The 26,671-nt window shown below is 65.3% G+C and carries 21 protein-coding genes and 1 pseudogene; 9 read left to right on the top strand and 13 right to left on the bottom strand.

What is annotated here, in order from left to right; translation table 11 throughout:
* Window positions 1-814: 814 nt before the first annotated feature.
* The 3 genes from F7R02_RS12630 to F7R02_RS12620 all read right to left on the bottom strand — a co-directional run bounded on the left by F7R02_RS12630 (window position 815) and on the right by F7R02_RS12620 (window position 3,507).
* Window positions 815-1,486 carry a methyltransferase gene (locus tag F7R02_RS12630; protein ID WP_078588668.1) on the bottom strand — a complete coding sequence of 224 codons (672 nt, stop codon included), beginning with the start codon at window positions 1,484-1,486 and terminating at the stop codon, window positions 815-817.
* A 72-nt stretch (window positions 1,487-1,558) separates the two neighbouring features.
* Window positions 1,559-2,236, bottom strand: coding sequence for an SGNH/GDSL hydrolase family protein (locus tag F7R02_RS12625; RefSeq protein WP_033485085.1), 678 nt, complete (start codon window positions 2,234-2,236; stop codon window positions 1,559-1,561).
* The gene (locus F7R02_RS12620) at window positions 2,236-3,507 is read right to left on the bottom strand and encodes a pyridoxal phosphate-dependent aminotransferase (protein WP_033485084.1); all 1,272 of its coding nucleotides are present in this window, start codon (window positions 3,505-3,507) and stop codon (window positions 2,236-2,238) included. The genes F7R02_RS12625 and F7R02_RS12620 overlap by 1 nt, the downstream gene beginning before the upstream one ends.
* Window positions 3,508-3,659: 152 nt before the next feature.
* Between F7R02_RS12620 and rsgA the strand changes: the two genes are divergently transcribed.
* The 3 genes and pseudogenes from rsgA to F7R02_RS12605 all read left to right on the top strand — a co-directional run bounded on the left by rsgA (window position 3,660) and on the right by F7R02_RS12605 (window position 6,986).
* Complete coding sequence (rsgA, locus tag F7R02_RS12615; protein WP_003483435.1) at window positions 3,660-4,751, top strand: ribosome small subunit-dependent GTPase A; 1,092 nt, start codon at window positions 3,660-3,662, stop codon at window positions 4,749-4,751.
* Window positions 4,751-6,013: a flavohemoglobin expression-modulating QEGLA motif protein gene (locus F7R02_RS12610; RefSeq protein ID WP_003483433.1), complete on the top strand. Its 1,263-nt coding sequence runs from the start codon at window positions 4,751-4,753 to the stop codon at window positions 6,011-6,013. Before rsgA ends, F7R02_RS12610 begins: the two co-directional genes overlap by 1 nt.
* A gap of 292 nt (window positions 6,014-6,305) precedes the next feature.
* A pseudogene (locus F7R02_RS12605) lies at window positions 6,306-6,986 on the top strand (type 1 glutamine amidotransferase domain-containing protein).
* Window positions 6,987-7,159: 173 nt separating this feature from the next.
* Here the strand turns inward: F7R02_RS12605 and F7R02_RS12600 are convergent.
* Together F7R02_RS12600 and F7R02_RS12595 are read right to left on the bottom strand one after the other, a co-directional pair.
* On the bottom strand, window positions 7,160-9,094 hold the full coding sequence (locus F7R02_RS12600; protein WP_078568413.1) for an amylosucrase: 1,935 nt from the start codon (window positions 9,092-9,094) through the stop codon (window positions 7,160-7,162).
* Between the two features lie 34 nt (window positions 9,095-9,128).
* On the bottom strand, window positions 9,129-11,585 hold the full coding sequence (locus F7R02_RS12595; RefSeq protein WP_167521024.1) for a TonB-dependent receptor: 2,457 nt from the start codon (window positions 11,583-11,585) through the stop codon (window positions 9,129-9,131).
* 266 nt (window positions 11,586-11,851) lie between these two features.
* On the opposite strand from F7R02_RS12595, the gene F7R02_RS12590 reads away from it, so the two are divergent.
* The gene (locus F7R02_RS12590; RefSeq protein ID WP_011052309.1) at window positions 11,852-13,171 is read left to right on the top strand and encodes an MFS transporter; all 1,320 of its coding nucleotides are present in this window, start codon (window positions 11,852-11,854) and stop codon (window positions 13,169-13,171) included.
* Between the two features lie 125 nt (window positions 13,172-13,296).
* Here the strand turns inward: F7R02_RS12590 and F7R02_RS12585 are convergent, their stop codons facing one another.
* The 4 genes from F7R02_RS12585 to F7R02_RS12565 form a co-directional block, all read right to left on the bottom strand.
* Entirely contained in the window at window positions 13,297-14,328 is a 1,032-nt protein-coding gene (locus tag F7R02_RS12585; RefSeq protein WP_033485075.1) for a LacI family DNA-binding transcriptional regulator, read from the bottom strand.
* 240 nt (window positions 14,329-14,568) lie between these two features.
* A complete protein-coding gene (gene phbB, locus F7R02_RS12580; protein ID WP_078588672.1) occupies window positions 14,569-15,309 on the bottom strand; it encodes an acetoacetyl-CoA reductase in 741 nt (246 codons plus the stop codon).
* 170 nt (window positions 15,310-15,479) lie between these two features.
* Window positions 15,480-16,808 (bottom strand): CitMHS family transporter, encoded by a 1,329-nt coding sequence (locus tag F7R02_RS12575; RefSeq protein ID WP_003483418.1) that lies wholly within the window; start codon window positions 16,806-16,808, stop codon window positions 15,480-15,482.
* 226 nt (window positions 16,809-17,034) lie between these two features.
* The gene (locus tag F7R02_RS12565; protein ID WP_078588674.1) at window positions 17,035-18,228 is read right to left on the bottom strand and encodes an OprO/OprP family phosphate-selective porin; all 1,194 of its coding nucleotides are present in this window, start codon (window positions 18,226-18,228) and stop codon (window positions 17,035-17,037) included.
* Window positions 18,229-18,478: 250 nt separating this feature from the next.
* On the opposite strand from F7R02_RS12565, the gene F7R02_RS12560 reads away from it, so the two are divergent.
* From F7R02_RS12560 to F7R02_RS12545, 4 genes are all read left to right on the top strand, one after another.
* Window positions 18,479-19,180, top strand: a complete 702-nt coding sequence (locus tag F7R02_RS12560; RefSeq protein ID WP_003483413.1) for a response regulator transcription factor — start codon at window positions 18,479-18,481, stop codon at window positions 19,178-19,180.
* Window positions 19,173-20,558: a sensor histidine kinase gene (locus F7R02_RS12555; RefSeq protein ID WP_078588675.1), complete on the top strand. Its 1,386-nt coding sequence runs from the start codon at window positions 19,173-19,175 to the stop codon at window positions 20,556-20,558. Before F7R02_RS12560 ends, F7R02_RS12555 begins: the two co-directional genes overlap by 8 nt.
* Window positions 20,558-21,607, top strand: coding sequence for an ABC transporter substrate-binding protein (locus F7R02_RS12550; protein ID WP_078588677.1), 1,050 nt, complete (start codon window positions 20,558-20,560; stop codon window positions 21,605-21,607). Before F7R02_RS12555 ends, F7R02_RS12550 begins: the two co-directional genes overlap by 1 nt.
* Window positions 21,608-21,916: 309 nt before the next feature.
* Complete coding sequence (locus tag F7R02_RS12545; RefSeq protein ID WP_003483405.1) at window positions 21,917-22,555, top strand: response regulator; 639 nt, start codon at window positions 21,917-21,919, stop codon at window positions 22,553-22,555.
* 127 nt (window positions 22,556-22,682) lie between these two features.
* Here the strand turns inward: F7R02_RS12545 and F7R02_RS12540 are convergent, their stop codons facing one another.
* Genes F7R02_RS12540 through F7R02_RS12530 form a run of 3 tightly spaced genes read right to left on the bottom strand, consistent with a single transcriptional unit; the run spans window position 22,683 to window position 24,695 of the window.
* Window positions 22,683-23,051, bottom strand: a complete 369-nt coding sequence (locus F7R02_RS12540; RefSeq protein WP_078588679.1) for an Atu4866 domain-containing protein — start codon at window positions 23,049-23,051, stop codon at window positions 22,683-22,685.
* 11 nt (window positions 23,052-23,062) lie between these two features.
* Entirely contained in the window at window positions 23,063-23,608 is a 546-nt protein-coding gene (locus tag F7R02_RS12535; RefSeq protein ID WP_078588680.1) for a nuclear transport factor 2 family protein, read from the bottom strand.
* A 16-nt stretch (window positions 23,609-23,624) separates the two neighbouring features.
* Complete coding sequence (locus tag F7R02_RS12530; RefSeq protein WP_078588682.1) at window positions 23,625-24,695, bottom strand: aldo/keto reductase; 1,071 nt, start codon at window positions 24,693-24,695, stop codon at window positions 23,625-23,627.
* 310 nt (window positions 24,696-25,005) lie between these two features.
* Here F7R02_RS12530 and F7R02_RS12520 point away from each other — a divergent pair, with 310 nt between their 5' ends.
* Entirely contained in the window at window positions 25,006-25,908 is a 903-nt protein-coding gene (locus F7R02_RS12520) for a LysR family transcriptional regulator (protein WP_011052303.1), read from the top strand.
* On the opposite strand, the gene F7R02_RS12515 is transcribed toward F7R02_RS12520, so the two are convergent.
* On the bottom strand, window positions 25,900-26,667 hold the full coding sequence (locus F7R02_RS12515; protein ID WP_078588684.1) for a substrate-binding domain-containing protein: 768 nt from the start codon (window positions 26,665-26,667) through the stop codon (window positions 25,900-25,902). The genes F7R02_RS12520 and F7R02_RS12515 overlap by 9 nt on opposite strands.
* Between the last annotated feature and the right edge of the window lie 4 nt (window positions 26,668-26,671).

The raw sequence follows: 26,671 nt of genomic DNA, 5'->3' as shown, positions 1-26,671 counted from the left end.
TCGCGCCGGGTCTGCTTGCGCTTGCCCAGGCCCTCAGCGTCACCGAACGTCAGCTGCATAGATGATCCTCTACATGATGAGGCGGGTAGTGTCGCGTATCTGTGGTGCGTTGTTCAGAGCTTCCTTAAGTCACCTCGCATAGATCATCTCGGTTTTGCGGTTGCATCAGCGCACGACCAACTTTGGAGGCGTGATGTCCTTACCGGTTCCGGGACCCTTGGCGGCATGGATGCCGCCAAGGAGCCTCCATCGATGGATTCACGGCGTGTCCCGGAAGTGGTGAGGGCATCGCGCCCTCGACCCACCGAGCTTTTGATTCAAGCTGCTGATCGCGCCTAAACGACGCCATCGCTCTAAGTCTTGATTGTTTGCTGCGTTGTGTATTGGGGCTTGTAAGGTGCGATAGATCAGCGGTAGAGCGGTATATCTGCTGCTTGGCTGCAGGGCCCTTGTCCGCCCACCGTCGCGGGACACGCCGCAAGTACGTCCCTGTAGGCGCTTACGCGGCATCCATGCCGCGTAAGGTCCCGCGACGGTAGGCGGGCAAGGACCAGTCCAGATGGTCGGTGTACATGGTTTTCAACAAGGCAACCAGCGGACTCTCTGGGGCGTGGGGCACCACCCCTTGAAAACGTGGCCCGGGATCATCCGCATGGCGTCAACAGCGGCTGTCAAAACGGCTGCGCGGCCGGTGCCCGGTGCGGCTTCGCTACGCGTACACCCCGGTTTCTGCGTGCCGTCCACATCCGTCCGGCGACCGCGCGTTACGTCTCATCAGCCGTTCTAAAGCGAGCCAGGCATGTTGTGCACGGCCTCAGCGCGGCTCGGCCACGATCAACCAGTTGTTGAATGGCGTGTTGCCGTACAACGGCGCAAATGTCGCGCGCAGACCAGCAGCGTCCAGCTGCGCTTGCAGGCTGTCGCGGGTGGGATAGCTGCGCGGCATGCGCTGCATCCAGCCGCTCAGATGCGCCAGCACGTCGGTCACGCGGCTGGTGCGGCCACGGCTGCTGGCATCGCCCAATGCGCTGCGGATCACCAGCTTCGCGCCCGGCGTCAGCATCTGCGCCACGCTGCGCAGCAGGCTGGCCTGCATGTCGGCCTGCAGATACTGCAGCACGTCCAGAATGGTCACGCTGCCGCGGTGCTGCGGCCAGGCCACGCTCAGATCGACCACGGCAAACTGCGTATTGCCCAATGCCGAGCGCTGCGCGATGTGTTGCGCGCGGCGAATCTTGGACGCATCCACATCCACCCCGTGATACGCCAGTGCCTGGCCATCGGCACGCAATGCATGCGCGAGCAGGCCCAGCCCGCAGCCCAGATCCAGCACGGGCGCGGTGGTGCTGCGCAACTCGGCCAGCACGCCCGGATACAGCGGATCGGTGCGCAGCCTGGCCTGGGTGTAGTAATAGTCGTAGCGATTGCCCAACGGATGCGGCGGCAAAAACGCGCGCGCGATCGCCAGCGCCTGCGCGCGGCTCATGGGTTGGGTGGCGGTGCTGTGCAATGTCGTTCCTTGGCAATGAGGCTTGGTGCGCGGCGAGCTTGGGGCCTGCTAACGCGATGGGGGCCGCCCACGCGTGGCATGCTCCATCCCGATCGCGTTGGCAGCCGCTATCGCATCGCGCGCTGCTGGCAGTGCCAATGCGGTCCAGCGCGCATACATGGCGCCGGAGGGATGCAGGCCATCGTCGACCAGCATGTCGGCAGCGTCGCCGCCATCGCGGCTGGTGGCGGTGATGTCGACAAAGCGCACCGAGCGCGCGGCGCAGCGTTCGGCGGCCACGTTGTTGAAGGCATCGATCTGTGCGCCGATCAGTGCCGCATCGCCGCCTTGCGCATGCGCAAACGGAGTCAGCCCCCAATCGGGAATCGACAGCACGAACACGCGTGCCGCAAGCCCGCCGGCGAACCCGATCGCGCGCTGCAACAACGCATCGAACTGGCTGCGGTACGCGTCCAGCGAGCGCCCGCGGTACTGGTTGTTGACGCCGATCAGCAAGCTCACCAGTTCGAACGGCGCCTGCGGTGCAGCCGCGTCGATCCCGGCCTGCAACTCGTCGGTGGTCCAGCCGGTGGTGGCGATGATCTGCGGCGGCGCCACGTTCCAACCGTATGCCCGTAAACCATCGACCAGTTGCGATGGCCAACGCTGGGCAGGCGCAACGCCTTCGCCGATGGTGTACGAATCGCCGAGCGCCAGATAGCGCAGCGGCGCGCCAGGCGCCGCCATCAGGCCACGCTGCGTGGCTTGAGTGGAACCACCTTGGTGACCGCTTCGGCGCGGCGTGCCAGTGCACGGTCAATGCGCGCGAACACATCGCGCATCACACCGGCTTCCGGCATCAATGTCACGCGGAAATGATGGCGATACGGCACGTTGAAGCTGGAGCCGGGAACCACCAGCACGCCTTCCTCGTTCATCAGATCGAGTGCGAATTCATGATCGTCGAAGTTGCGCGCCGCCGCGCCCACCACCGCCGGGAACGCGTACAGCGCACCGGCCGGTGCCACCAGCGACAGATGCTCGCTGGACGCGCAGGCCTCGATCACCGCGCGGCGGGTTTCGTACAGCCGTCCGCCGGGTGCGCACAATGCCGAGATGGTGTCCGGCCCGTTCACGGCCGCATCGATGGCGTACTGGCCTGGCACATTGGCGCACAGGCGCAAGGCGCCGAGCAGGTCCATCGCATTGCGCAAGTCGTTGATACGCGCTTGGTCGCCTGACAGCAGTGCCCAGCCCACGCGCCAACCGCAGGCGCGATGCACCTTGCTCAGGCCGCTGAAAGTGATGCACGGGTGCGCGCCGGCCAGCGGCGCGACCGGCACGAAGGCCGCGTCGTCGTACAGCACCTGGTCGTAGATCTCATCGACCATCAAGAGCAGATTGTGCTTGGTGGCGATCGCCACGATGCGCTCCAGCAGTTCGCGCGAATAACTGGCGCCGCTGGGATTGTTCGGATTGATCAGCACGATGGCGCGGGTGCGCGAGGACACAAGCGTCTCGATCTCCACTGGGTCCGGCTGGAAGCCGTTCTCCGGTGCGCAGCGGTAATACACGGGACGACCATCGTTGAGGATGGTCGCGGCCGACCACAGCGGATAGTCGGGCGAGGGCACCAGCACTTCGTCGCCGGGATTGAGCAGCGCACGCAGCGACAGATCGATCAGTTCGCTGACGCCGTTGCCGACGAAGATGCGGTCCGGATGCGCATCCGGATGTTGGCGCCGCGCATATGCGGTGGCGATCGCCTCGCGCGCTTCCGGCAGGCCTTGCTGATGGGTGTACGGATCGGTGCGGCCCATGTCGTCGGCGATGGCGCGCTGCAGATGCTCCGGCGCACGGAAGCCGAACGCACCCGGGTTACCGATATTGAGCTTGATCAGCTTGCGGCCCTGCGCCTCCAGCTCCCGCGCTCGCCGTGCCAATTCGCCCCGGATTTCGTAGCGGACTTCGGACAGACGCTCACGGATCGCGAGCGGCTTTTGCGGGGCAATGGACATGCGACGGGCCGGTTGTAGGCGTGAGACTTGGCATGGTATCGGAAATATGACAAGCGGACATGCTTGCATCGGCAACGATGTCAAGGGGGCGTCACGCTCCGGTCAGCACACGCTTGCACAAGCCGCTGTGGCCAGCCAGCTAGAATCGCCCCATGAGCGACACATCCCCCGATTACCCCACCCTCCAATCCATCGGCTGGCCCTGGCTGGGGCCGCCTGAAGAAGCGGCCTGGCAGGCGGTCTTCGCTGCGCATCCGCAGGCGCTGCCGGCGCGGGTGGTGGAGCAGCATCGCACCGGTTATGTGGTGGCCGATACGCCGGAGGCCAGCGTCAAGGCCGAGTCGTTGCCGGAGTGGCAGCGGCCGCGCTTTCCCAGCCATGAGCGGGCGGCGGTGGGCGATTGGGTGTTGATGGAGGGCAAGCGCATCGTGGCGCTGCTGCCGCGGCGCACCTCGATCAAGCGCGGAGCGGCCGGCGAGCATTACCACCAGCAGGTGATCGCGGCCAATATCGATACGGTGTTCATCGTGTGTGGGCTGGATGCGGACTTCAACCCGCGTCGCATCGAGCGCTATCTGTTGCTGGTGGGCGGTGGCGGTGCGCAACCGGTGGTGGTGCTGACCAAGGCCGATCAGACCGAATACGCCGAAGACGCGTTGGCGGTGCTGGAAGAGCTGGAGGCGCAGAACATTCCGTTGCGCGCGGTCAATGCCAAGGATCCGGATAGCGTGGCCGCGTTGCGGCCGTGGCTGGGCGATGGCCGCACCGCGGTGCTGGTGGGCTCGTCCGGTGCGGGCAAATCGACCCTGACCAATACGCTGCTCGGCACGCAGAAGATGAAGACCAATGCCGTGCGCGAAAACGATTCGCGCGGCCGGCATACCACCACGCACCGTGCGTTGATTCCGTTGCCGTCCGGGGCGTGTCTGATCGACACGCCCGGCATGCGCGAGCTCAAGCCGACCGGCGAAGAGGATCTGGCCGAAGGTGGTTTTTCGGACGTGGAGGCGCTGGCGGCGCAGTGCCGCTTCAACGATTGCGCGCACATCGCCGAGCCGGGCTGTGCGGTGCGTGCGGCGATCGACGCCGGCGAGCTGGACCCGGAGCGCGTTGCCAACTACATGAAGCTGCGCATGGAAGTGGCCAGCGCGGCCGAAAAGCTGGCCACCCGTGTTGCGCAGAACAATCGCGGCAAGGGCTCGGGCAAGCGGCCGGCCAGCGTCGATCGTCCCGGACGGCGCTGATGCCATCGCGCAAGCGGCCGCCGGACATCGTCCATCACGCGGCATTGGATGCGCGCCTGGTCAAGGCCGTGCGCGGTGTGCGTCTGCTGGCCTTGGCCAGCTGGCCGCGCTCGCTGCAGGAGCCGTTTCTGCAGAGCGTGGCGCGCGGGCAGCCGGAATTGCCGCAGGTCGAGTATCCAACGCTGGATTTCGGCGATACACGGCGCGAACTGGCCGCCATCGCCAAGGACGCCGACCCGCATCATCCGCTGGGCGAATACCTCATCGATTCGGCGCATAGCTGGAGTCTTGCCGCAGGGTTGCTGGAGTCGTTGGGCACCGCGGCGGTGAGCGATTACTCGGCGCAATTGTTCGGCGTGCCGGAGGACCCGATGCCGGGCAACGGGCCGAGCACCCGCGAAGCGGCGCAGCATTTCATCCAGATCGCGCAGGAACTGGATCGCGAGCTGATGGCGCCGGAAGAGCAAGTACCGGTCTCGGCGACGGCGTTGCGCATGCAGTTGCAGAACGATCTGGATGGGTTTTTCGAGGGGCGCATCATCACCGTCACGCTCGATCCGGATCTGCTCGCCAAGGCGGCTGCCGGCGCGCATCGCATTCGCTTGCGTACCGGTGCCACGTTCAGCGATTACGACCGCGCGCAGCTGTTCCATCACGAGGCGCTGGTGCATTCGCTGACGGCGCTCAACGGGCGCGCGCAGGTGCATTTGCCCAGCCTGGGCATTTCTTCCCCGCGCACGACTGCAACGCAGGAAGGCTTGGCCACGTTTGCCGAGCAGATCACCGGCAGCATCGATATCGAACGCATGAAGCGCATCAGTCTGCGCATCGAAGCGATTGCGATGGCGCGCTCGGGTGCGGATTTCATCGAGGTATTTCGCTATTTCACCGCAGGCGGCCAGAGCGCTGCAGAAAGTTTTTCGTCGGCCCAGCGCGTGTTCCGTGGCGTGCCCACCAGTGGCGGTGGGGCATTCACCAAGGACACCGTGTATCTGCGTGGGTTGGTCGCGGTGCACACTTTCTTCCGCCATTCGTTGCAGCGCGACCAGCTGCAGCTGTGCCGTTGCCTGTTCGCCGGCAAGATGGCGTTGGGCGATGTAGCGCGCTTTGCGCCGTTGTTCGAAAGCGGCGTACTGGTCGCCCCACGTTGGCTGCCGCCGTGGGTGAGCCGTGTCAGCGGGCTGGCTGGCATGTTGGCGTTCTCGTTGTTCGCCAACCGCATCCGCATGGATCAGCTGCAGCCGCCGGCAATGAATGTGTGAGGCAAGGCGTTCGCTGAAGTTGCGGCGCATCGCGGCGCTCGACAGTTGCTAACACAGCTGGCGAGAAATTGTTGGGTGGGCGTGGATGGCGCGCAGGAGCCCGGTGTCGATCAAGTGCACATGCGGCGTTCCGAGCCCCGCCCCGCGCTCCTGTCGGCCGCATTGGTCTGTTGGACGCAATCGCTACATCTATGAACATGCAGCGGGTACCACGCGCTCTACACGAGGCTGCAACGGGCTGAACTGCACACTGGCCGCCTTGCCCAGTTGGGCCATGACATGAGGCGATGCGATGAAAGTTTTGATGGTGCTGACGTCCCACGACCAGCTCGGCGACACCGGCAAGAAAACCGGGTTTTGGCTGGAAGAATTCGCCGCGCCGTATTACGTGTTCAAGGATGCAGGCGCGGACATCACCCTGGTTTCGCCCAAGGGTGGCCAGCCGCCGCTGGATCCCAAGAGCGACGAGCCCGACGCACAAACCGACGCCACCAAGCGCTTCAAGCAGGATCCCGAGGCGTAACAAGCCCTGGCAAGCACGCACCGTCTGGCCGACGTCAAGGCCGAGGACTTCGATGTGCTGTTCTACCCGGGCGGCCACGGTCCGCTCTGGGATCTGGCCGAAGACGCCGATTCGATCGCGCTGATCGAAGCGTTTGCCGAGGCCGACAAGCCGCACGGTCTTGTGTGCCACGCACCAGGCGCGCTGCGTCGGGTCAAGGGCAGCGACGGCACGCCGCTGATCAATGGCCGCCGCGTCACCGGCTTCACCAATAGCGAAGAAGAGGGCGTGGGCCTGACCAAGATCGTGCCGTTCCTGGTCGAAGACGTGCTGACCGAACTCGGCGGCAAATACGAGAAGGGCGCCGATTGGAGCGTTTACGTGGTCACCGACGGCACCCTGGTCACCGGTCAGAACCCGGCGTCTTCGGAGAAAACCGCAGAAACGCTGCTGGCGCTGGCAAAGCGCTGATCTTTGCAATCGACGGGTCTTGAAAAAGCCCCGTTCCCTTCGGGACTCAAGGCATGGCCCGCGCGCTCCTGGTGCGCGGGCCATGCTGTGCTTGCACTAGCTAAGTGGGTACGCGGAGCGGGGCGCAGACGAAGGTGCGGCTCACTAAACGCGCGGCACATCACTACTCACGCTCATTCAGGCGCATGCTCAGTCCCACGCTGCAGCCAACGCACGCCGTAAGGCGGAAGCACGATCGATCCATCGCCCCTTGCGGCGGCTCCACCAATCGCGTCATCGATGGCAAGCAGCGTCCATCCATCGACGCCGATCGCTGCAAGCTCCACGTCGAGCGGCTGGTCGCTGAAGTTATGCAAGGCGATGAAACTGTCGCCACGCGTCAGCGCGAACACGCGAGGATCATTCAGCGCAATGCTTGCCAGTGCTTGATCTGCTGCCAACGCGCCTAACGCGGCACGTTGCCGGATCAATCCACGCAAGCGTCGGTACACCGTGCCACTCAGGCTCTTGGCATCGTGACGCTGCGCGGCAAGCTGCCAATCCATCGCCGGCCGATGCAGCCAACGGCCTTCATGCTGGCGGTGCGGGTCATCGCGATAGCCGGGGTCATTGACCATCGCCAATTCGTCGCCCATGTAGATCAGCGGAACGCCCGGCATGGCAAGCGCAATGGCATACAGCAACACCAGCCGGTCCACTGCAACCGCCAACGCCGCCGCATCGCCTGCCTCCTGCGCGGCCTGGATGCCCGCAAGTGCAGCAGCCATGCCGTTGGTGCCATGCACGCCGTCGCCGCTGCTCTGGAAACTCTCGCCGCGTGCGTAACTGCCCGGTACCGCGTTGGCATAGAAGCGCGCCACATCGCGGAGCGAAAACGGCGGTTGCGCGGCATTGCCGCAGGCTTCGTGCTGCAGCACATTCCAGCCGATATCGTCATGGCAACGCACATAGCTCAACCATGCACAGTGGCGCGGCAATGGTGGGCTGTGCGCGATCACGTTGTGCAGGATGTCGCCGCGTTGCAACGCCAGTGCCGACCAGCCGGCTGCCATCAGCGTGCTGTGGTAGGCCAGATGACATTCGTGGCCCTCATCCACGCCGCTGCCGAAGTACGGCGGCAGTTGCGTCATCGGCACGATGGCTTCGGCCTTCATCACCACCGCCGGCGCCACGATATCGGTGACCGCGCGCAGCGCCACCAGCAGGGTGTGCGCCTCGGGTTGATTCATGCAATCGGTGCCGATGCGTTTCCACAGATAGGCCGTGGAATCCAGGCGGAATGCTTCCACGCCCAGGTTGGCCAGCCGCAGCATCGCCAGGGCCATGTCGCCGAACACGGCCGGGTTGCTCCAGTTCAAATCCCATTGATACGGATAGAACGTGGTCCACATCCACTGCGCGGTGTCGTCCACCCAGGTGAAGTTGCCGGGCGCTGTATGCGGAAACACCTGCCCCAGCGTGGCTTCGTACCGGTCGGGCAGGGTGCGGTCGGCAAAGTGATGGTAGTAGTCGAGATAACGTGCATCGCCGGCGCGGGCCGCCTGTGCCCAGGCGTGATCGTCGGCGGTGTGATTGAGCACGAAGTCAGCGCACAGGCTGATGCCGGCTTTGCGCAGGCGGCTGGTAAGCGCGACCAAGTCGTCATTGCTGCCCAGGCTGGGTTCCACCTGGCCGTAATCGCTGACCGCAAAGCCGCCGTCGTTGTCGCCGGCGCGTGCGCGCAGGAATGGCAGCAGGTGCAGGTAGCGCACGCCCAGTTCCTGCAGATACGGCACGCGCTCGGCCACGCCTTGCAGCGTGCCGGCAAAGCGGTCTGCGTAGGCGCTGTAGCCGAGCATGTGCTGTTGGCCGAACCAGCCGGCGTGCCGCGTGCTGTCTAGCGTTTGCAAGACTTGCGGACGTTGCCGGGCAATGTCGCCCACCTCGCCCAGCCATTGCGCCAACCACGACGCATAGTCGGCACGCTGGCCGTAGAGCGCATGCAAGGCATCCAGCAAACGCGACGCGTGCTGGTCGTAGCGCGACAACAGCACCTCGGCGTGTTGCGGGTCCAGCGGCGCGGCAAAAGCCGCGCGCAGTGCGGGGGAATCGATCGGGCAGGTGCTCATTGGAAGCCGCCGGGCAGGACCCGGCGCGGGGTCCTTAAAAGTCGTAACGCAGGCTGATGCTGGTGGTACGGCCGGCAATCGAACGCGCGCGAATGATGCCATTGGCCGGGATGGTCGCCTCTTCGGCTTCGGTCAGGCCGAAGGTGTTGAACAGGTTGTTGACGTTGAGCGCCACGGTGAGCGCATCGGTGACGCGGTAGTCGCCGAACAGGTTCACCTGCGTGTAGCCGGGCATCTTCAACTGATTGGCGTCCTGCGTATAGGCGTCGGTAGTGCCGATCAGGTTCACGCCGAACTGGTAGTTGTCGCCGCGGTAGCTGGGCGTGAGCTGCCACACCACATCGGCCTGGCGGCGCGGCACGTTGCCGGCATTTTCCGGGGTGATCTGATCGCGCGAGATTTCTGCATCGGTCCAGGTCAGGCCGCCGTTGAGGGTAAACCCTTCATAGCGGTAGCTGGCTTCCAGTTCCACGCCGTGCGCTTCATAGCTGCGATTGAAGAAGCGCTGGCTGGTGATTTCGAAGTTCTGCTCCTGGGTACGCGCAGAGAACGCGGTGGCGAACAGGCTCAGCCCGTCGCGGCGCCACTTCAGGCCGGCTTCGGCCTGGCGCACCACATTGACGCCTTCCTCGGAAGACACCGAGCCGTCGTCGCGCACGACGCCGAACAACAACCGGTCTGCGTTGGCGCGTGCGCCGCGGCTGATGCGCGCAAACGCGCCCAGGTCGTCGGTGATCAGATAGTTGCCGCCCAGCGAGTACGACAGGTAATTCCAATCGTAGTCCACCGGCCGCGAATTGGCGGTGTCCACCGTGGCCACGCGCTGTTCCACCGGTTGGATCACGCCATCGCCGTTGACGTCCAGGTTCTGTGCGATGGCGGTGCCGTTGTAGCTGCCGCGCGCATCGCCCATGTCGTAGCGCAGGCTGCCATCGATGCTGAACTTGCCGCTGTCGAAGGTCAGCGCAACGTAGGGCGCGTTGACGTCGTAACGCACATCGTAGCTGCGGGTGACGCAGCAGTCGCCCCAGAACGGCGTGCCGTATGCGTACAGGCCGTTCTGCGAGTGTGAGACGCCGGCCGCGTCCACCACGTTGAGCAAGCGCGAATTGCGGCCCAGGCTCTGCACGTAGGAATTCCAGGTCCAGTCCATGTCGATGGTCTGGCGCGAGCTGTAATAGCCCATGCGCAGGTTCAGCGTACGCCCGTCGCCGCCGAACTCGCGCGAGACGCTGAGGTCGTTGGTGACGTTGCCCAGGTCGTTGATGGCCACGTTGAACAGGTGGGTGCGGATTGCGTTACCGGTATAGGCCTGGCCGGCGTCGGGGCCGCTGGCCTGCACCAGCTGCGCACCGGCACCGCCGATGGACGCGGCCAGCGACGCGGCGTCGGTGACTTCGACCGGGAACGGGCTGACGAAGCGGCCGCTGTTGTCGGCGACGCGGAACTTCTCGCTCAGGTTCCAGCCATTGCCCAGGTCGAACCAGGCCTCGGCACCGATGGTGCGCGAGATGGGGTGCATGCCGTCGCCCAGATCGGTGCGGCGCGGCTGGTTGTTGCCGTCCAGGCCCACGTCGGTGCGGAAGTTGCGGCTGTACAAGGTGTCGTTGCCGGGATCGAAACCGGGAAAGCCGCCCAGGTCTGGCGAGCCATCGCGGCCGCGCACCGAGGTGGGCACCGGCAGGTAGCCGGCGGCGCGGTCGTTGAGGTATTTGCCATACACGCGCACATAGCCATTGTCGAACAGGCGGGTGAGGTTGGCCTTGAGTTGGCCACCCTTGTCGGTGGTGTAACCGGCATCGCGCACCCCATCGCCCTGTCGGAAGAAACCGCCGATGTTGAACTGCCACTGCTCGGCGAACGGTGCGCCGTAATTGAAATCGATGCGGGTGTTGTCGTAGTCCAGGCCGCGGCTGCCGCCGACGCTGCCGCCGGCGGTGTCGCCGGTCTTGCTGATGAAGTTGATGATGCCGCCGGGCGCGTTGCTGGTGAAGGTCGACGCCGAACCGCCGCGGATGGCTTCGATGCGGTCCAGGGTGAAATCCGAACGCAGGAAGATGTCCGAGTTGCCGAAGGCGATATCGCCGAACTCCATCACTGGCAGGCCGTCTTCCTGCAGCTGCAGGAATTTCGCGCCGCCGGAGGCCACCGGCAACCCACGCACGGCGATGTTGGCATTGCCTTCGCCGCCGCTGGATTCGGAGCGGATGCCGGGGATATTGCGGAAGATTTCTGCGGTGCTGCGCGGCGCCGATTGTTCGATGGCCTCGGCACCGACGGTGCTGACCGAGACGCTGGATTTGAGTTTGGTGGTGGCGGTGGACGTACCGGTGACGAACACCGAATCCAGATTGACCGCGGCGCTGTCGGCAGCCGGCGGCGTGGCCGGCGCAGCAGCGGCGGTGTCCTGGGCCAGCGCAGCGGGCGCGCACAGGCAGGACACGACCGCGCAGGCCAGGGCGTGCAGGCGCATGGTGTGCAAGGTGGACATTGCGATTCTCTCTCTCACAGATGGTGGTGTGCCGACGCCTGCATCGTCCCCTCCCAGGGAGCGGCCATGTGGCCTGCAGTGCGAGCGCAGTAATACGCCGCAATACAATCGATTGCAATCTTGCGGCGCAACATAAATTCCAAGTTAAATCTGCCTTATTCCGGGCAGGAAAACGTGCTGCGACGCAGCGTTACAATCGATTGCAAAGGCGGCAAGGTACAGTGCGCTGCGGCCGCTGGGAGCCGCACCGATGCCCAGGGCTTTGCATGTCGTCGACCGTTCCTCCGCTCTCCTTCGCGCGCATCCTGGCGCTCAACGCCGGTTTTTTTGGCGTGCAATACAGCTTCGGGCTGCAGCAGAGCAACATGAGTCCGATCTACAACTATCTGGGCGCCGACCACGCCAACCTGCCGTACCTGTGGCTGGCCGGGCCGATCACCGGCCTGGTGCTGCAGCCGTTCGTAGGGGCCTGGAGCGACCGCTCGGTGACGCGGTGGGGCCGGCGCATGCCGTACATGGTGCTGGGGGCGTTGGTGTGCAGCCTGTGCTTGCTGGCGATGCCATTCAGTACCGCGCTGTGGATGGCGGTGTGCCTGCTGTGGGTGCTGGATGCGGCCAACAACGTGGCAATGGAGCCTTACCGTGCGCTGGTGAGCGACGTACTGACGCCGCCCCAGCGACCGCTGGGGTATCTCACCCAGAGCGCATTTACCGGCCTTGCGCAGACGCTGGCCTATCTCACGCCGCCGTTGCTGGTGGGGATGGGCATGAACCAGGACGCTGCCAACGCACACCACATCCCTTACGTCACCATCGCTGCGTTCGTGATCGGCGCGGGCTTTTCAGCGGGCTCGATCCTGCTCACGGCACGCAGCGTGCGCGAACCGGCGATCGCGCCGGCAGAGATCGCACGCATCCGCCAGAGCGGCGCCGGGCTGGGGGCGACCGTGCGCGAAATCGGCAGCGCGCTGCGCGAGATGCCGCCCACCATGCGCCAGTTGGCGCCGGTCATGCTGTTTCAGTGGTACGCGATCTTTTGCTACTGGCAATACATCGTGCTGTCGCTGTCGACCACGTTGTTCGGCACCACCGACCCCACCTCGCATGGTTTCCGCGAGGCCGGCCTGGTCAATGGGCAGATTGGCGGGTTTTACAATTTCGTCGCGTTTCTGGCGGCGTTCGCGATGGTGCCGGTGGTGCGTCGCTTCGGTCCCAAGTACACGCATGCGGCCTGCCTGGTCGCCGCCGGTATCGGCATGTGGCTACTGCCTGGCATCGAAAATCGCTGGCTGATGTTGCTGCCGATGATCGGCATTGGCCTGGCTTGGGCCAGCATGATGGGCAACCCGTATCTGATGCTGGCCGACAGCATCCCGCCCGAGCGCACCGGTGTGTACATGGGCTTGTTCAACCTGTTCATCGTGCTGCCGATGCTGATCCAGATCGTCACCTTGCCGCTGTATTACGAGCATGTGCTGCACGGCGACCCGCGCAACGTGGTCCGCCTGGCCGGCGCGCTGATGCTGGCAGCGGCAGCGGCGATGCTGTGCGTGCGCTTGCGTAAGCCGAAGGCGGTGGCGGCGTAGTCACCCCGCCTGCGTTGCTGCATAACGGCCGCCGTTCGATGCCCTAGCGACCACGCGCAGTTGCGCTCGGCTCGCGGTCAAGCACGCTCTTGCGATTCCCGATTCCCGATTCCCGATTCCCGGCCTCACGCCGACTCGCGCACCACCAGCTTCACCGGCATTTCAACCGATTGCACTTGCTCGCCTGCAATCAACGCCAGCAGCCGATCGACCAACAGCCGCGCTGCCAAGCCCAGATCCTGCTGCACGGTGGTCAACGGCGGTTGGCTATAGGCAGCTAGCGGGATATCGTCGAAGCCCACCAGCGAGATGTCTTGCGGCACGCGGTGGCCGGCCTCGACCAGGGCGCGGATTGCGCCCACGGCGATCACATCGGAAGCGGCGAACAAGCCATCGGGTGGGTCGGTTTTCTTGAGCATCGCGCGGGTGAGGCGGTAAGCATCTTCGCTGACGAAATGGCTGCGCGCGTGCAGCCGCGTATCGAATTCCAGCCCGTGCCGTTCCAGCGTGTGGCGATAGCCGGCAAATCGCGGCGCCACCTCTGGTAATTGGTCATCGCCCAAGAAGGCGATGCGTTGGCGGCCGCTGGCGATGAGATGTTCGGTGGCGAGTACGCCGCCCTGGAAATTGTCGCTGCCCACGCTGATGTACGACTGCCCATCGATGCGGCTGCCCCAGACCGCCATCGGCAGGCCGTCGCGTGCGGCTGCATCCAGCGCGGCGTGTTCGGAACTTTGCCCCAGCACGATGACGCCGTCGGAGCGGCTGCCGCGCGCAAGTTGTTCCACCCAGCCATCCTGATGCCGGTCCAGTTTGGAGAGCAGCATGCTGTAACCGCGTCCGGTGAGCTCTTCGGCCAGCAGCGCCAGCATGGTCATCAGGAACGGGTCCGAGAGCGGCTGATCCAGCGCATGCATCATCGGCACTGCCACGCTCACGGTGTTGGAGCGTTTGGCGCGCAGGCTGCGTGCCACCGGGTCGACCTGGTAGCCGGCATCGGCCGCAATCTGCTTGATGTAGGCGCGGGTGCGTTCGGCCACGACCGGGCTGCCGGCCAGGGCACGCGACACAGTGGATTCGGACACGCCCGCCATGCGCGCGATGTCGGCCATCTGCGGACGGGCAGTGGGCGTTGTGCGGTCTGAAGGTTTGGCCATGGCAGCGCGCTGCGGAAAAGCCAGAGTGTAATCAGTTCGCACTAGAGGCGGGTCGTCCGCACGGTGGCGGCTGCTTGTGCACGCGGGCGGGGCGCACACGCACACGGATCTGCTGGCCTGGTGGGCGCTCCCGCAGATCGGGCGGCGGACGTGCGGGGCAGGTGGGCAGCGGGACATGCAGAGGTGCGCGGCGAGAGCGTGTTGTGCGTACAGCGCAACGGCCGTCGGTTGTGCGCTCGCTTAGCCCATGTAGAGCCCGCCATTCACCGCGTAATCGGCACCGGTGACATAGGCGGCCTCATCGGAGGCGAGCCAGGCGCACAGTCCGGCAACTTCGGCCGGTTTGCCGAGCCGGCGCACCGGCACCGAGGTGGCCAGGCGATCGAGCACATCCGGTGAAAAGCTGCTGATCGAGGCGCTGGCGATATAGCCGGGCGAGATGGTGTTGACGGTGATCCCGCGCGAGGCGACCTCTTGCGCCAACGCGCGACTGAAGCCATGCATTGCCGCCTTGGCAGTGGCGAAATTGATCTGCCCGATCTGGCCCTTGTGTGCGCTGACCGAGCCGATGTTGACGATGCGCCCCCAGCCGCGCGAGGTCATGCCGTCGACCACCTGCTTGGTGATGTTGAACAGCGAATGCAGGTTGCTGGCGATCACCGCATTCCAGTCGTCGCGCGTCATCTGCCGGAACAAGGTGTCGCGGCTGCCGCCGGCATTGTTGACCAGCACATCGATCTCGCCGACTTCGGCCTTGACCTTGGCGAACGCAGCCACGGTGGACTCCCAATCGGCGGCATTGCCTTCGGATGCCACGAAATCGAAGCCCAACTCGCGCTGCTCGCGCAACCACGACGCCTTGCGTGGCGAATTAGGCCCGCAACCGGCAACCACGGTATGCCCGCTGCGTGCCAGCTTCTGGCAGATCGCGGTACCGACACTACCCATGCCACTGGTGACGTATGCGATGCGGAGAGTCATTGGTGTTTAACTCCTTCGGAGTTGGGAATGGGGAATCGGGACTGGGGAATCGGTAGAGACAAGAGCCGCTTTTCGGTATCTGTTTTCGTATTTGGAAGTCAGGAATCGAAACGACTGCATAGCGCCGCCCTACCGATTCCCCACTCCCGATTCCCCATTCCCGGCGGCAGTCAACGCGCGAGTGGAAAGAGACCAAACAACAACCCGCCGCCCAGCATCAACAGCGAAATCAACACCGCCCACTTGAGCGTGAAGCGTTGATGGTCGGCGAAGTCGACCTTGGCCAACCCGACCAAAAGATAGGTCGATGGCACCAGGGGGCTGAGCAGGTGCACCGGCTGGCCGGCGAGCGAAGCGCGGGCCATTTCCACCGGGGTGATGCCGTAATGGCCTGCGGCTTCCGACAGGATCGGCAGCACGCCGAAATAGAACGCGTCGTTGGACATGAAGAACGTAAACGGCATGCTGACGATGGCGGTGATCACCGCCAGGTACGGACCCCAGCTATCGGGAATGACGGCCAGAAAACTGCGCGACATCGCTTCGACCATGCCGGTGTTGGACAGGATGCCGGTGAAGATGCCGGCAGCGAAAATCAGCGACACCACCGACAGCACGTTGCCGGCGTGGTTGACCAGGCGGCGGCGCTGTTCGGCCAGATTGGGGTAGTTGATCATCAGCGCCAGCGCGAAGCCGATCATGAACAGCACCGGCATCGGCAGCACGCCCTTCACCAGCGCGCCCATCAAGACCAACGTCAACAGCAGATTCACCCACAGCAGCTTGGGCCGCTTCATGTCCTCGGTGTCTTCCACGCGCGGCAGGGCGTCGTTGTCTTCGGGGATGCTGGTGTCCAGCCAGTTGCCGTCCGCCGGCAGGCGCACCACGCCCAGGCGGCGGCGTTCGCGCATGCCCAGATACCACGCCAGCGCAAGGATGCCGGCGATCGCCAGCAGCATGGCCGGCACCAGCGGCACGAACACATCGCCCGGTTCCACATGCAGCGCGGTGGCCGCACGCGCGGTGGGGCCGCCCCACGGAGTCAGGTTCATCACGCCGCTGGCAAGGATGGTGACGCAGGTGAGGTTGAGCGCGTTCATGCCCAGGCGCTGGTACAGCGGCAACATGGCCGAGACGGTGATCATGTAGGTGGTGGAACCGTCGCCGTCGAGCGAGATCAGCATCGCCAGGATCGCCGTGCCCATCACGATCTTCAGCGGGTCGCCCTTGACCAGGCGCAGGATGCGGCCGACCAGAGGGTCGAACAGCCCGGCATCGATCATCACCCCGAAATACAGGATGGCGAACATCAGCATCACGCCGGTGGGCGCGATCTTCTTGATGCCTTCGAGCATCATCTCGTTGATGCCGGTGCCGAAGCCGCCCAGCAACGCGAACACGATCGGTACCGTGATCAGAGCCACCAACGGCGATAGCCGCTTGCTCATGATCAGGTACATGAAGGTGATCACCATTCCGAAACCGAGCGCGGTCAGCATGCGGGCGAATCCTTTGAGGCGTACAGCAGGGGGAGAGTGGAGCTCAGCGTTGCGCAAGGTGCGCAGCGCCGACGATGCAGGTGCGCGGTTGCGGCTGGACGCACGCGGGGTGGCGCAAGCGCGGCGTTGCACGCGGGCGTACCGACGTAGCGGCGGGTTGCGCAGATATGCGCGAATAGCGTGCGCACGTCGGTCTTTCCGATTGCCGACACGATGCAGTTGCGCATCAGAAGTCGTACTGAAAGCGGCCGGTCACCGCCAGCGTGTGGTCGACCACTGCGTTGGCGATGCGGTTGCGGTTGCGGCTATCGATCACGTTGAGCATCACGCGCAGGTTCGGCTTGAAATACCAGTTGCCGCCCAGCGTCCACGACTGCGTGCTGGCATTGATGAAGTCAGGTTGCCCGTCCAGATGCTGGTCGCCACGCATGTAGTCGTAGCGCAATGCCAGCTCGAACGCACCGGAGGGGCGGTTGGGCGTGGCGATGCGGCTGAAGCGGCCGGTCTTGCGGTCGTACCCGCGCGATTCGCCGGTGACGAACCAGCTGATCAGCCCATAGCTGGCCAACACCTCGGCGTGCTGCGCGCCATCGTCGAGCAGGCCGCCGCTGAATTCGCTCTGCCACGACCACGGCCCGAGCACTTCGGCATATTCCAGCGACCATTTATCGAAATCGGTATCGCGCCCATCGGCAAAGCGCGCCAGGGTGATGCGGCTATTGTTGGCCAGATCGTTTTCCGGACGTGGGCGGATCAGCAGCGACGAAGCGCCACCACTGCCCGGATGCGAATAGCGCTCGTGCGCCAGCGAGATACCCAGGTGGCGCAGGCGTGCCTCGCCCATCTCCGGCGCGTAGGTCAGGCGCGTGCCGAGCGCACCGCCCTTGGTCGAAGAATTATCGATGCTTTCCAGGCTGTAGGCAGACGTGGACCAAGTCGCATCCGGGCGATTGGTCTGCCAGGAAATGGCCTTGCGGTAGATCGGTGCCAGCGTGGTCGAGGCATAGCCGCGTTCCAGGAACGGGCCGTAGTTGGAGCCGGTGCGATCGTCGAGCGAGAAGTACTGCTTGAACTGGCCGACGGTCAACGTACCGGCCGAAAACTTCTTGGCGATATAGACATCGCGCGCCAGGATGCCGTGGCTGCCTGCCTCGTATTGCAGGCCGGCGAAATCCGCCTCGGCCTTGTAATTGAACCCGTAGAACTTGCCGGACACATCCAGCCACACGCGGCGGAACTGGGTGTCGTTGTGCTCGCGTGCACCACGGTCGTCGTTGTCGAACACGGTGAAGTCCCAATGCACGCGTCCGCCCAGTTCGGCAGTGACCGGGCCGGCCTCGTCGGCTGCATGTGCCGCCGGTGCCAGGCAGATCGCCGCGCAGGCGCCGAAGGCACGCAAACGCAAAGTGTCGTTGCTCACAGACCCTCCCAGGTACATGTGTGAATCACGTTTGACGATGCACCGCACAACCGCCGCGGCGCGTTGGCAGCAGCCTAGTCCGGCGAAGCTGTCATGGACCTGTCAGTGCGTGGGAATGGGGAATCGCAACAGCGGGATCGCGACAGCGGGTGCCGAGGTGTAGAAGCTTTTGTTCTCTGGGCCTGTTACCTTCCGGCCGCGGCCCAGCGTCGTTGCGATTCCCCATTCCCTATTCACGATTCCCCACCCGATGCGCCTTCTGCTAGTCGAAGACAATGCCGACCTCGCCGATGCCATCGTGCGGCGCATGCGCCGTAGCGGGCATGCGGTGGATTGGCAGGCCGATGGGTTGGCGGCGGCGAGTGTGTTGCGGTATCAGAGCTTCGATCTGGTGGTGCTGGATATCGGTTTGCCCAAACTCGATGGACTGCGGGTGCTGGCCGGCATGCGCGAGCGGGGCGATGCCACGCCGGTGCTGATGCTGACCGCGCGCGATGGCATCGAAGACCGCGTGCAGGCGTTGGATGTCGGTGCGGACGATTACCTGGGCAAGCCGTTCGACTTCCGGGAGTTCGAAGCGCGTTGCCGCGTATTGCTGCGGCGTAATCGGGGCCAGGCCAGCGAGGTGGTGCAGATCGGTGGATTCGTCTTCGACAATGCCGCGCACACGCTGCTGCTGGATGGCGTGCCGATCGAGTTGCCCAATCGCGAATATCGCCTGTTCGAAATCCTGATCGGACGGCTCGGGCAGGTGGTTGGCAAGGACGAGATCGGCAACGGGTTGTTCGGCTTCGACGACGACGCCGGGCCCAACGCGATCGAGCTGTATGTCGGCCGGCTGCGGCGCAAACTGGCCGCCGCGCCGTTGCGTATCGTCACCGTGCGCGGTGCCGGTTACAAACTCGAGGAAGCCGACCCGCATGCGCCGATGGAGCCGGGCGTCGATGGCTGAGCCGCTGACGGTGGCACCGTCGATCCGGCGCACCTTGCTGCTGTATCTGGGCAGCCTGTCGCTGCTGGGTGCGGTGGTGCTGTTCTTTGCTGCACGCGATTACGGTCAGCGTGCGGCCAATCGGTCCTACGATCACCTGCTGGTGTCCTCGGCCCTGTCGATCATCGACAGCGTGGCGTTGGTCGGCGGCGACTGGCAGGTGGATCTGCCGTACGCCTCGCTGGATCTGCTCGGCATGGCGCCGGAGGACCGCGTGTTCTATCGCGTGTTCGATGCGCAGGGCCGCACCATCACTGGCGAAGACACGCTGCCGCTGCCGCCGCGTGCGCCGCGCGACGAGCGGCCGCTGTTGTTCGATGCGCAGTACAGCGGCGAGCCGGTGCGCTTTGCGGTGGTGATGCATCGGGTGGCGTCGGCGTCTGGGCAGGGCGAGGTGCGCGTACAGGTGGGCCAGACCCGGCGCGCACGCGATGCGGTGGCGCGCGATGTGGTGCTCAACGCCTTGGTCGCGATCGGCGTGCTGTCGCTGCTGGCGCTGGGCCTGGTGTGGCTGGGCGTCTATCGCGCGTTGCGGCCGCTGCAGCGCATCGAGGGCGATCTGTCGCGGCGCGAGCCCTCCGACCTCAAGCCGCTGAACGTGCCGGCGCCGCAGGAAATGCAGTTGATGGTGACCGCGCTCAACCGGTTCATGGCGCGGCTTTCGTCCAGCAACGAAACCTTGCGCGCCTTCATGGCCGAGGCCGCGCACCAGATGCGCACGCCGCTGGCGGCCTTGCGCGCGCAGGCGCAGCTGGCGATGGACGACGACGACCCGCGCGAGATGCAACGCAGCCTGGTGGCGATCGAGCGCAACGCCAGCCACATGAGCCGGTTGCTCAATCAGTTGCTCAGCGATGCCAGCGTGATCCATCGTGCCAACCTGCAGCGCTTTGCCACCGTGGATCTGGCCGAGGTGTTGCATCAGGCCTTGCACGAAGCGCTGCCGCGCAGCCCAGGCGCACCGCGCGTGCAGCTGGCGATCGACCCGCAATCGGCGCTGCTGCGTGGCGATGCCTTGCTGCTACGCGAGGCGCTGAAAAACCTGATCGACAACGCATGCAAATACGGTGCCGGTGCCTCGCTGCAGGTGGCGCTCACCAGCGACGGCAACCATCACGTACTGACCATTGCCGATCATGGCCCCGGCATTCCGGCAGCCGAAGCCGAGCGTGTGTTCGAGCGTTTCGTACGTGGGGCGGATGCGCCGGTCGGCGGCGCCGGTCTGGGGTTGGCCATCGTCAAGCGCGTGGTGGAAGCGCATGGCGGGCGCATCGATCTGGCCAACCGCATCGGTGGCGGCTTGATCGCCTCGATGCATTTTCCGGGAGGAGGGGCGTGATGCGGCCGATGTGGATGCTGGTGTTGCTGCTGGTCCATGGCATCGCCTGCGCGGCGCCAGGCGATGTGCGTCGCTTTCCCGTACAGGGCCCGGTGCGTGTGCAGCTGCGCGTGCAGGGCTCCACCGACCTAGAAGTGTTCGGTGCAGTCATCCGGGACTACCAACGGTTGCATCCGGGCACCGAGGTGATCTACGAAGACGTGATCGCCTGGGACATCTATGACCGTTATCTGCACCCATGCCATGGCGCACCTGCTGCAGACATGCTGATCAGCGCCAGCATGGATCTGCAGACCAAACTGGTGAACGACGGCCACGCGTTGACGCATCGCTCCGCACAGACCGAAGCCTTGCCGGCATGGGCGCAATGGCGCCATGAAGTGTTCGGCATCAGTTACGAGCCGGTGGCCATCGTCTACAACACGCGCAAGCTGGATGCCGCCCGCGTGCCGCGCACGCGCCGGCAATTGCTGGCGTTGTTGCGCATGCCCGATGCACCGCTGCGCGGCAAGGTCGGCACCTACGATGTCGAACGCAGCGGCGTGGGGTATCTGTTCGCTACCCAGGACGGCCAGGTGGGCAGTATCGCCGGTGCGCTGCTCGCTGCGCTGGGGGCCAACCGGGTGGTGTTGGAAGAGCGCACCGGCAGCTTGCTCGACCGCGTCAGCCGTGGCGAGCTGTTGTTGGCCTACAACGTGCTTGGCTCCTACGCACAGGCCCGCATCGATGCGGGGGCGCCGCTGGGCATCGTGCAGCCGCAGGACTACACGCTGGTGGCGTTGCGCACGGCAGTGATCCCCAAGACGGCGCCGCATGCGCCGGAGGCGCGCCGGTTTCTCGACTATCTGCTCTCGCCGCGCGGTCAGCAGGTGCTGTCGCGCGAGGCGCGGCTGATGCCGATCCTGCCGGCCGCCGGCGGTCGCGGCGGTTCGGCGCAGCCACCATTCCGCCCGATCCCGCTCGGCCCCGGCCTGCTGGTATACCTGGACAAGCTCAAACGCCGCCAGTTTCTGGATGCCTGGCGGGCGAGCACGCAGCCGCCGCGCTAGAGCGTGTTATGCACGTTGAGATGAGATGCGTTGGCCGTCAGCGGTGCGGCGCGGGTGCTGCGTGGCGCCGGCGTGGCTGGCGCCAAGGCAAGCCGCGCGGCGCCCGCGCCGTGCCGCTGACGGCCAACCCTCCGGGAAGCGCCCTGTGGCGCGCCGAGACCGCGTTGCGCACCTTGCCCAGGCGGCCAGCCTGGGCCGCGGCGCACGCCTTGTCTGGGCGCGCCACAGGACCCTTCGCACTCACCTCAAAGCACATGACACGCTCTAGGGCAAAGGCATCGGCGGCGGCCCTGTGCCAGACTTGGCGCCATGGCCGATCTCACTATTCTCGTCGCCGACGACCACCCGCTGTTCCGCGCCGCCGTCATCCACGTGCTCCAGCAGACCCTGCCGCAGGCCAACGTGGTGGAAGCCTCCAGCGCCGCCACCTTGAGTGCCATGCTGCGTTCGCATCCGCAGGCCGAGCTGGTGCTGCTGGATCTGGCCATGCCCGGTGCACGCGGTTTTTCGGCGCTATTGCATGTGCGTGGCGAGCACCCGGACATTCCGGTGGTGGTGATCTCCTCCAACGATCATCCGCGTGTGATCCGGCGTGCACAGCAGTTCGGCGCGGCCGGGTTCATTCCCAAATCCACGCCGGCCGAATCGATCGGCACCGCGGTGGCCAGCGTGCTGGAAGGCGGCACCTGGTTCCCGCCGATGACGGCCGAGCGCTCGGAGGCCGACGCACAACTGGCCTCCAAACTCGCCCAGCTCACGCCGCAACAGTTCCGTGTGCTGCTGAGCCTGGCCGATGGCCTGCTCAACAAGCAGATCGCGCACGAACTGGGCCTGGCCGAGAACACCGTCAAGGTGCACGTCACCGCGATCCTGAAAAAACTCGACTGCTACAGCCGCACCCAGGCCGCGGTGTTGGTCAAGGCGCTGGAGCCGGAAGGCGAGGGCTGATCCCGCGTGCGGCATGGGTTGCTGCGTATTGCGGTCTGCAGCACGCGCAACGCGTCGCGGAGCCAGCCAGTGCGGCCGCGCGAGGCCCGGCGATCAAGCATGGCGAGCAGTCCTTTTTTCAGTCGCTCTAGGCTGGCGGCTGCCGATGGAACACCATGCCGCCATAATGCAGCTCATCGTCGTTGACGAAACGCCCATCGGCAGTGAAGCCGGTGTCGTCCCAGTAGTCGATGTGATTGCCGGTGATTTCGTAGCGGCCCTGGTAGGCGCTCTGGCGTGTGTCGCGAGCCTCGTCGTAGCGGCCGTTCGGCAGGAGTTGCTGCCGGATCCGTCCGTCGCCGGTGACCCACATGCCGAGATAGGGGTGTGCTTGCATCGGATGTCCTGGTTGTTGGGTCGCGGTAGCGGTGGGCGCGGTGGGCGGTTGCGCAGCTGCCGCGAACGGGCAGGCGAGCGCCGAGCCGGCGCCCAGCGCCACCGCAATGGCGGCCTTCATCGGTCTGTCGCTCATGGGCTGGCCCTGCGTTGCAGTTGGCGATGGCCGCGCTGCAGCACCGCGTCGTAGGCGGGCAGGTCGAGAAAGGCGTTGACCTCGACCGCTTTGCCATCGGCCATCCGCATGATCCATGCGTAGCGATTGCGATAGCTTCCGCCATCACGCAGCGTGGCCACGCCTTCCCAATGCACGATGACGTGCTCGCCATCGGCCCAGATGCGTTGCTGCGCCGGCCGCAGCGGCGAGGCCAGACGCTCGCTCAGCGGGCGCACCGCGGCCTCGACCAACACCTCGCGACCACGCAAGATGCCGGCGCTCGGGCCGGAGCCTTCGATGGTCCACACCACCTCGGGCGACAGCAGCGTCTCGAAGATGCCGCTACCCCCGTTTTGCCACTGCGCAAAGGCCGCTTCGACGATACGCTTGTTGCAGGCGGGCACCGGTTGCTCTGCACAGGTGTCTGTGGATGCAGCGTCCTTGGATGTGGCGCCGGCGTTGCCTGCGAACGCTGCGGCGACGAGCAGCGCTGCCGCCGCGAGGGTGGAGGGTCGGGTCATGGCTGCTCCGTGGTGATCAGGTGCGCAGCTGCACGTGATGGCTGCCGTAGATCAACTGCTGCGCCATCGGCCTGCCGATGAAGCGTTCGGGGAAGATCGGCGGCACTGCGCTGACCGCGTCCAGGCGCGCGAGTTGCTCGTCGGCAAGCACGATCTCCAGCGCGCCGAAGTTGTCTTCGGCCTGCTGCAAGTTACGTGCGCCCATCACCGGCGACACGACGGCCGGGTTGCGCAAGGTCCAGGCCAGCGCCACCTGCGAGCGCGATGCGCCCAGTTCATCGGCGACCGCACCGACCACATCCGCAATCTCCAGCGAGCGCGCATTGAGATGCCCTGTCGAGGCGATCACCCCCTTACGGCTGCTCGAGACTTCTGCAGCATTGTCGTCGGTCAGATCGGCGCGGCTGTATTTGCCGGTGAGGATGCCACCGCCCAGCGGCGACCACGGCAACACGCCCAGGCCGAGTTCGCGCGCCATTGGCAGCAGCTCATGTTCGACGCTGCGTTCGACCAGGCTGTACTCGATCTGCAACGCCACCAACGGCGACCAGCCGCGCAGGTCGGCCAGGGTCTGCAGTTGCGCCACGCGCCAGGCCGGCGTATTGCAGATGCCCAGATAGAGCACCTTGCCCGATTGCACCAGATGCTCCAGCCCGCGCATCACTTCGTCCGGCGCGGTGGTGAAATCCCAGGCGTGCAGGTACAGCAGGTCGATCCGGTCGGTGGCAAGTTGGCGCAGGCTGGTTTCGACCGAGCGAATCAGGTTCAGGCGATGATTGCCGTCGGAATTGATGTTGTCCGCATCGCGTGCCATGGTGAATTTGGTGGCCAGCACGAAGCGTTCGCGTCGGTCCTTGATCAACTCGCCGAGGATGCGTTCGGAGCCGCCGTTGGTGTAGTTCACCGCGGTGTCGATGAAGTTGCCGCCGCGGTCGGCATAGGCGTCCAAAATGCGCTTGGCTTCGCCTGCATCTGCGCCCCAGCCCCAGGCTTCGCCGAAGGTCATGGTGCCCAGCGACAATGGCGAGACGCGCAGGCCGGAGCGGCCGAGCAGGCGGTAGTGGTCCAGTGAGCGTGGCTGATGCATGCGTGATGTCTCCCGGGAGTGACGTGGTGCGTGTTGCCAGCCACTGTGCCGCGGCGCGGGGGTCGAGCGTGAGCCTGGTTATCCGGCATCCTTGCCTGATCGTCCGAATGGCCGATGCAGCGCCATCGCACAGGCAGTGTCTGGTGAGGCGTGGTGTGGCGTCGCGTCGAATTCGATGCCAGTGCTGGCTTTTGCCAATTCCAACGCAGGCAATGCGTCCGAATGCAGCGACTTTTCGGCGTCAGACGCAGCACCGCAGGCAAGCGTCTATGCTATGGCGACCGCCATCGCACACTGAAGCTGCGGCACCGTGACCATCAAATTCGACCTCAACGATCTGCAGGCATTCCGTGCCGTCGCCGAGAACGGCAGCTTTCGCCGCGCTGCCGAACGCATCCGCATCACGCAGCCGGCGCTCAGCCGCAGGATCGACAAGCTCGAGTCGGCGTTGAACGTCAAGCTGTTCGAGCGCACCACGCGCAAGGTTGCGCTCACCACCGTCGGCCAGGCGTTCATGCCGCAGGTCGAGCGCATGCTCGACGATCTGGATATGGCGCTGATGAACATCGGCGATGCAGGGTCCAGCAGGATGGGCACGGTGACCGTGGCCTGCGTGCCGTCTGCGGCGTACTACTTCATGCCGCAGGCGATCCACGGGCTGCATCAGCTGTTTCCGAAGATCCGCATCCGGCTGTTCGACGGCAGCGCCAGTCATGTCAGTGCGGCAGTGGCCTCCGGCGAAGCGGATTTCGGGGTCAGCTTCAGCGGCAACCTGGCGCCGGAGGTGGAGTTCGAGCCGTTGTTGCAGGAGCGCTATGTGATTGCCTGCCGCCAGGACCATCCGCTGTCCGGGCGCGCACAGGTCAGCTGGCAGGAGGCCTACGGTTACGACTACATCACGTTGGACAAGACATCGGGCAACCGGCTGGTGCTGGATCGGGCGCTGGCTGCATTCACGCCGGACAAGCCCAGCATCTGCGAAACCCGCCATGTCACCACGTTGCTGGGGTTGGTGGAGGCCGGCGTCGGTATTGCCGCCGTGCCTTCCATTGCCATGCCCTCCGGCCCGCATCCGGTGCTGGCGGCGGTGCCGCTGGTCGAACCGGAGGTATCGCGCAACGTGGGACTTCTCAAACGTCGCGGACGCACGCTGACACCGACTGCGCTGGAACTGGCGGAACTGGTGCGACGGATGCCCGCACGTTCAAGGTGACACCGGATCCAGGCCGGTCACGCGTGCAACCGCCTGCGCCTCGCCCGACTGCAGGTACGTAAGCAGGCGCCTGGCCGCTTCGGGGTGCTGCGCGTTGACCGGAACACCGGCGGCGTAGCGCGTGATCGACTGCAACGGTTCGGGGATCTTGCCGACAAACGCCACGCCTGCCACCGGAAGCAGCTCGGCCACCTGCTGAAAGCCGAGCTGATAGCTGCCATCGGCCACCACCGTGCCCACCGGGAGACGCGGAATCTTCTTGCTCTTTGCCATCATCGGGCCCTGGATCTGCAACTGCTTGAACAGCGTGGTCTCGATATAGACGCCGCTGGCGCTGTCCGAATAGGCCACCGAATCGGCGTGCAGCAGCGTCTGTTTGAAGTGCTCGACGCTGTCGATCTTGGGTTTGGGTGCACCGCTGCGCACCACCATGCCGATCCTGGAATCGGCCAGCTCCACCCGCGATGCCGGGTCGACCACGCCGGCGTCGACCAGCTTCTGCAGCGCGCTACCGACCATGATCACCACATCGGCATGCTCGCCGCGTGCGAGCCGGTTGGGAATGGCTTGTGGCGTTTCGCCCATGGAAGGGCCAAGCAGGGTGGTGACCTTCACCCCGCTCTGCTTGGTGTATCGCGGGGCCAGGCGATCGAAGGCGGCCGTGAAACCGCCGGAGGTCATCACGGTCAATTCCTGCGCGCCTGCCGCTGTCGACAGCAGAGCCGTTGCAACGATCGCACCCAGCCACTTTTTCCACATGGTC

The sequence above is a fragment of the Xanthomonas cissicola genome (assembly GCF_008801575.1).
GTDB lineage: Bacteria > Pseudomonadota > Gammaproteobacteria > Xanthomonadales > Xanthomonadaceae > Xanthomonas > Xanthomonas cissicola.
The sequence above is the reverse complement of the archived record's forward strand: the minus strand, read 5'-3'. Positions and strand labels throughout refer to the sequence as shown.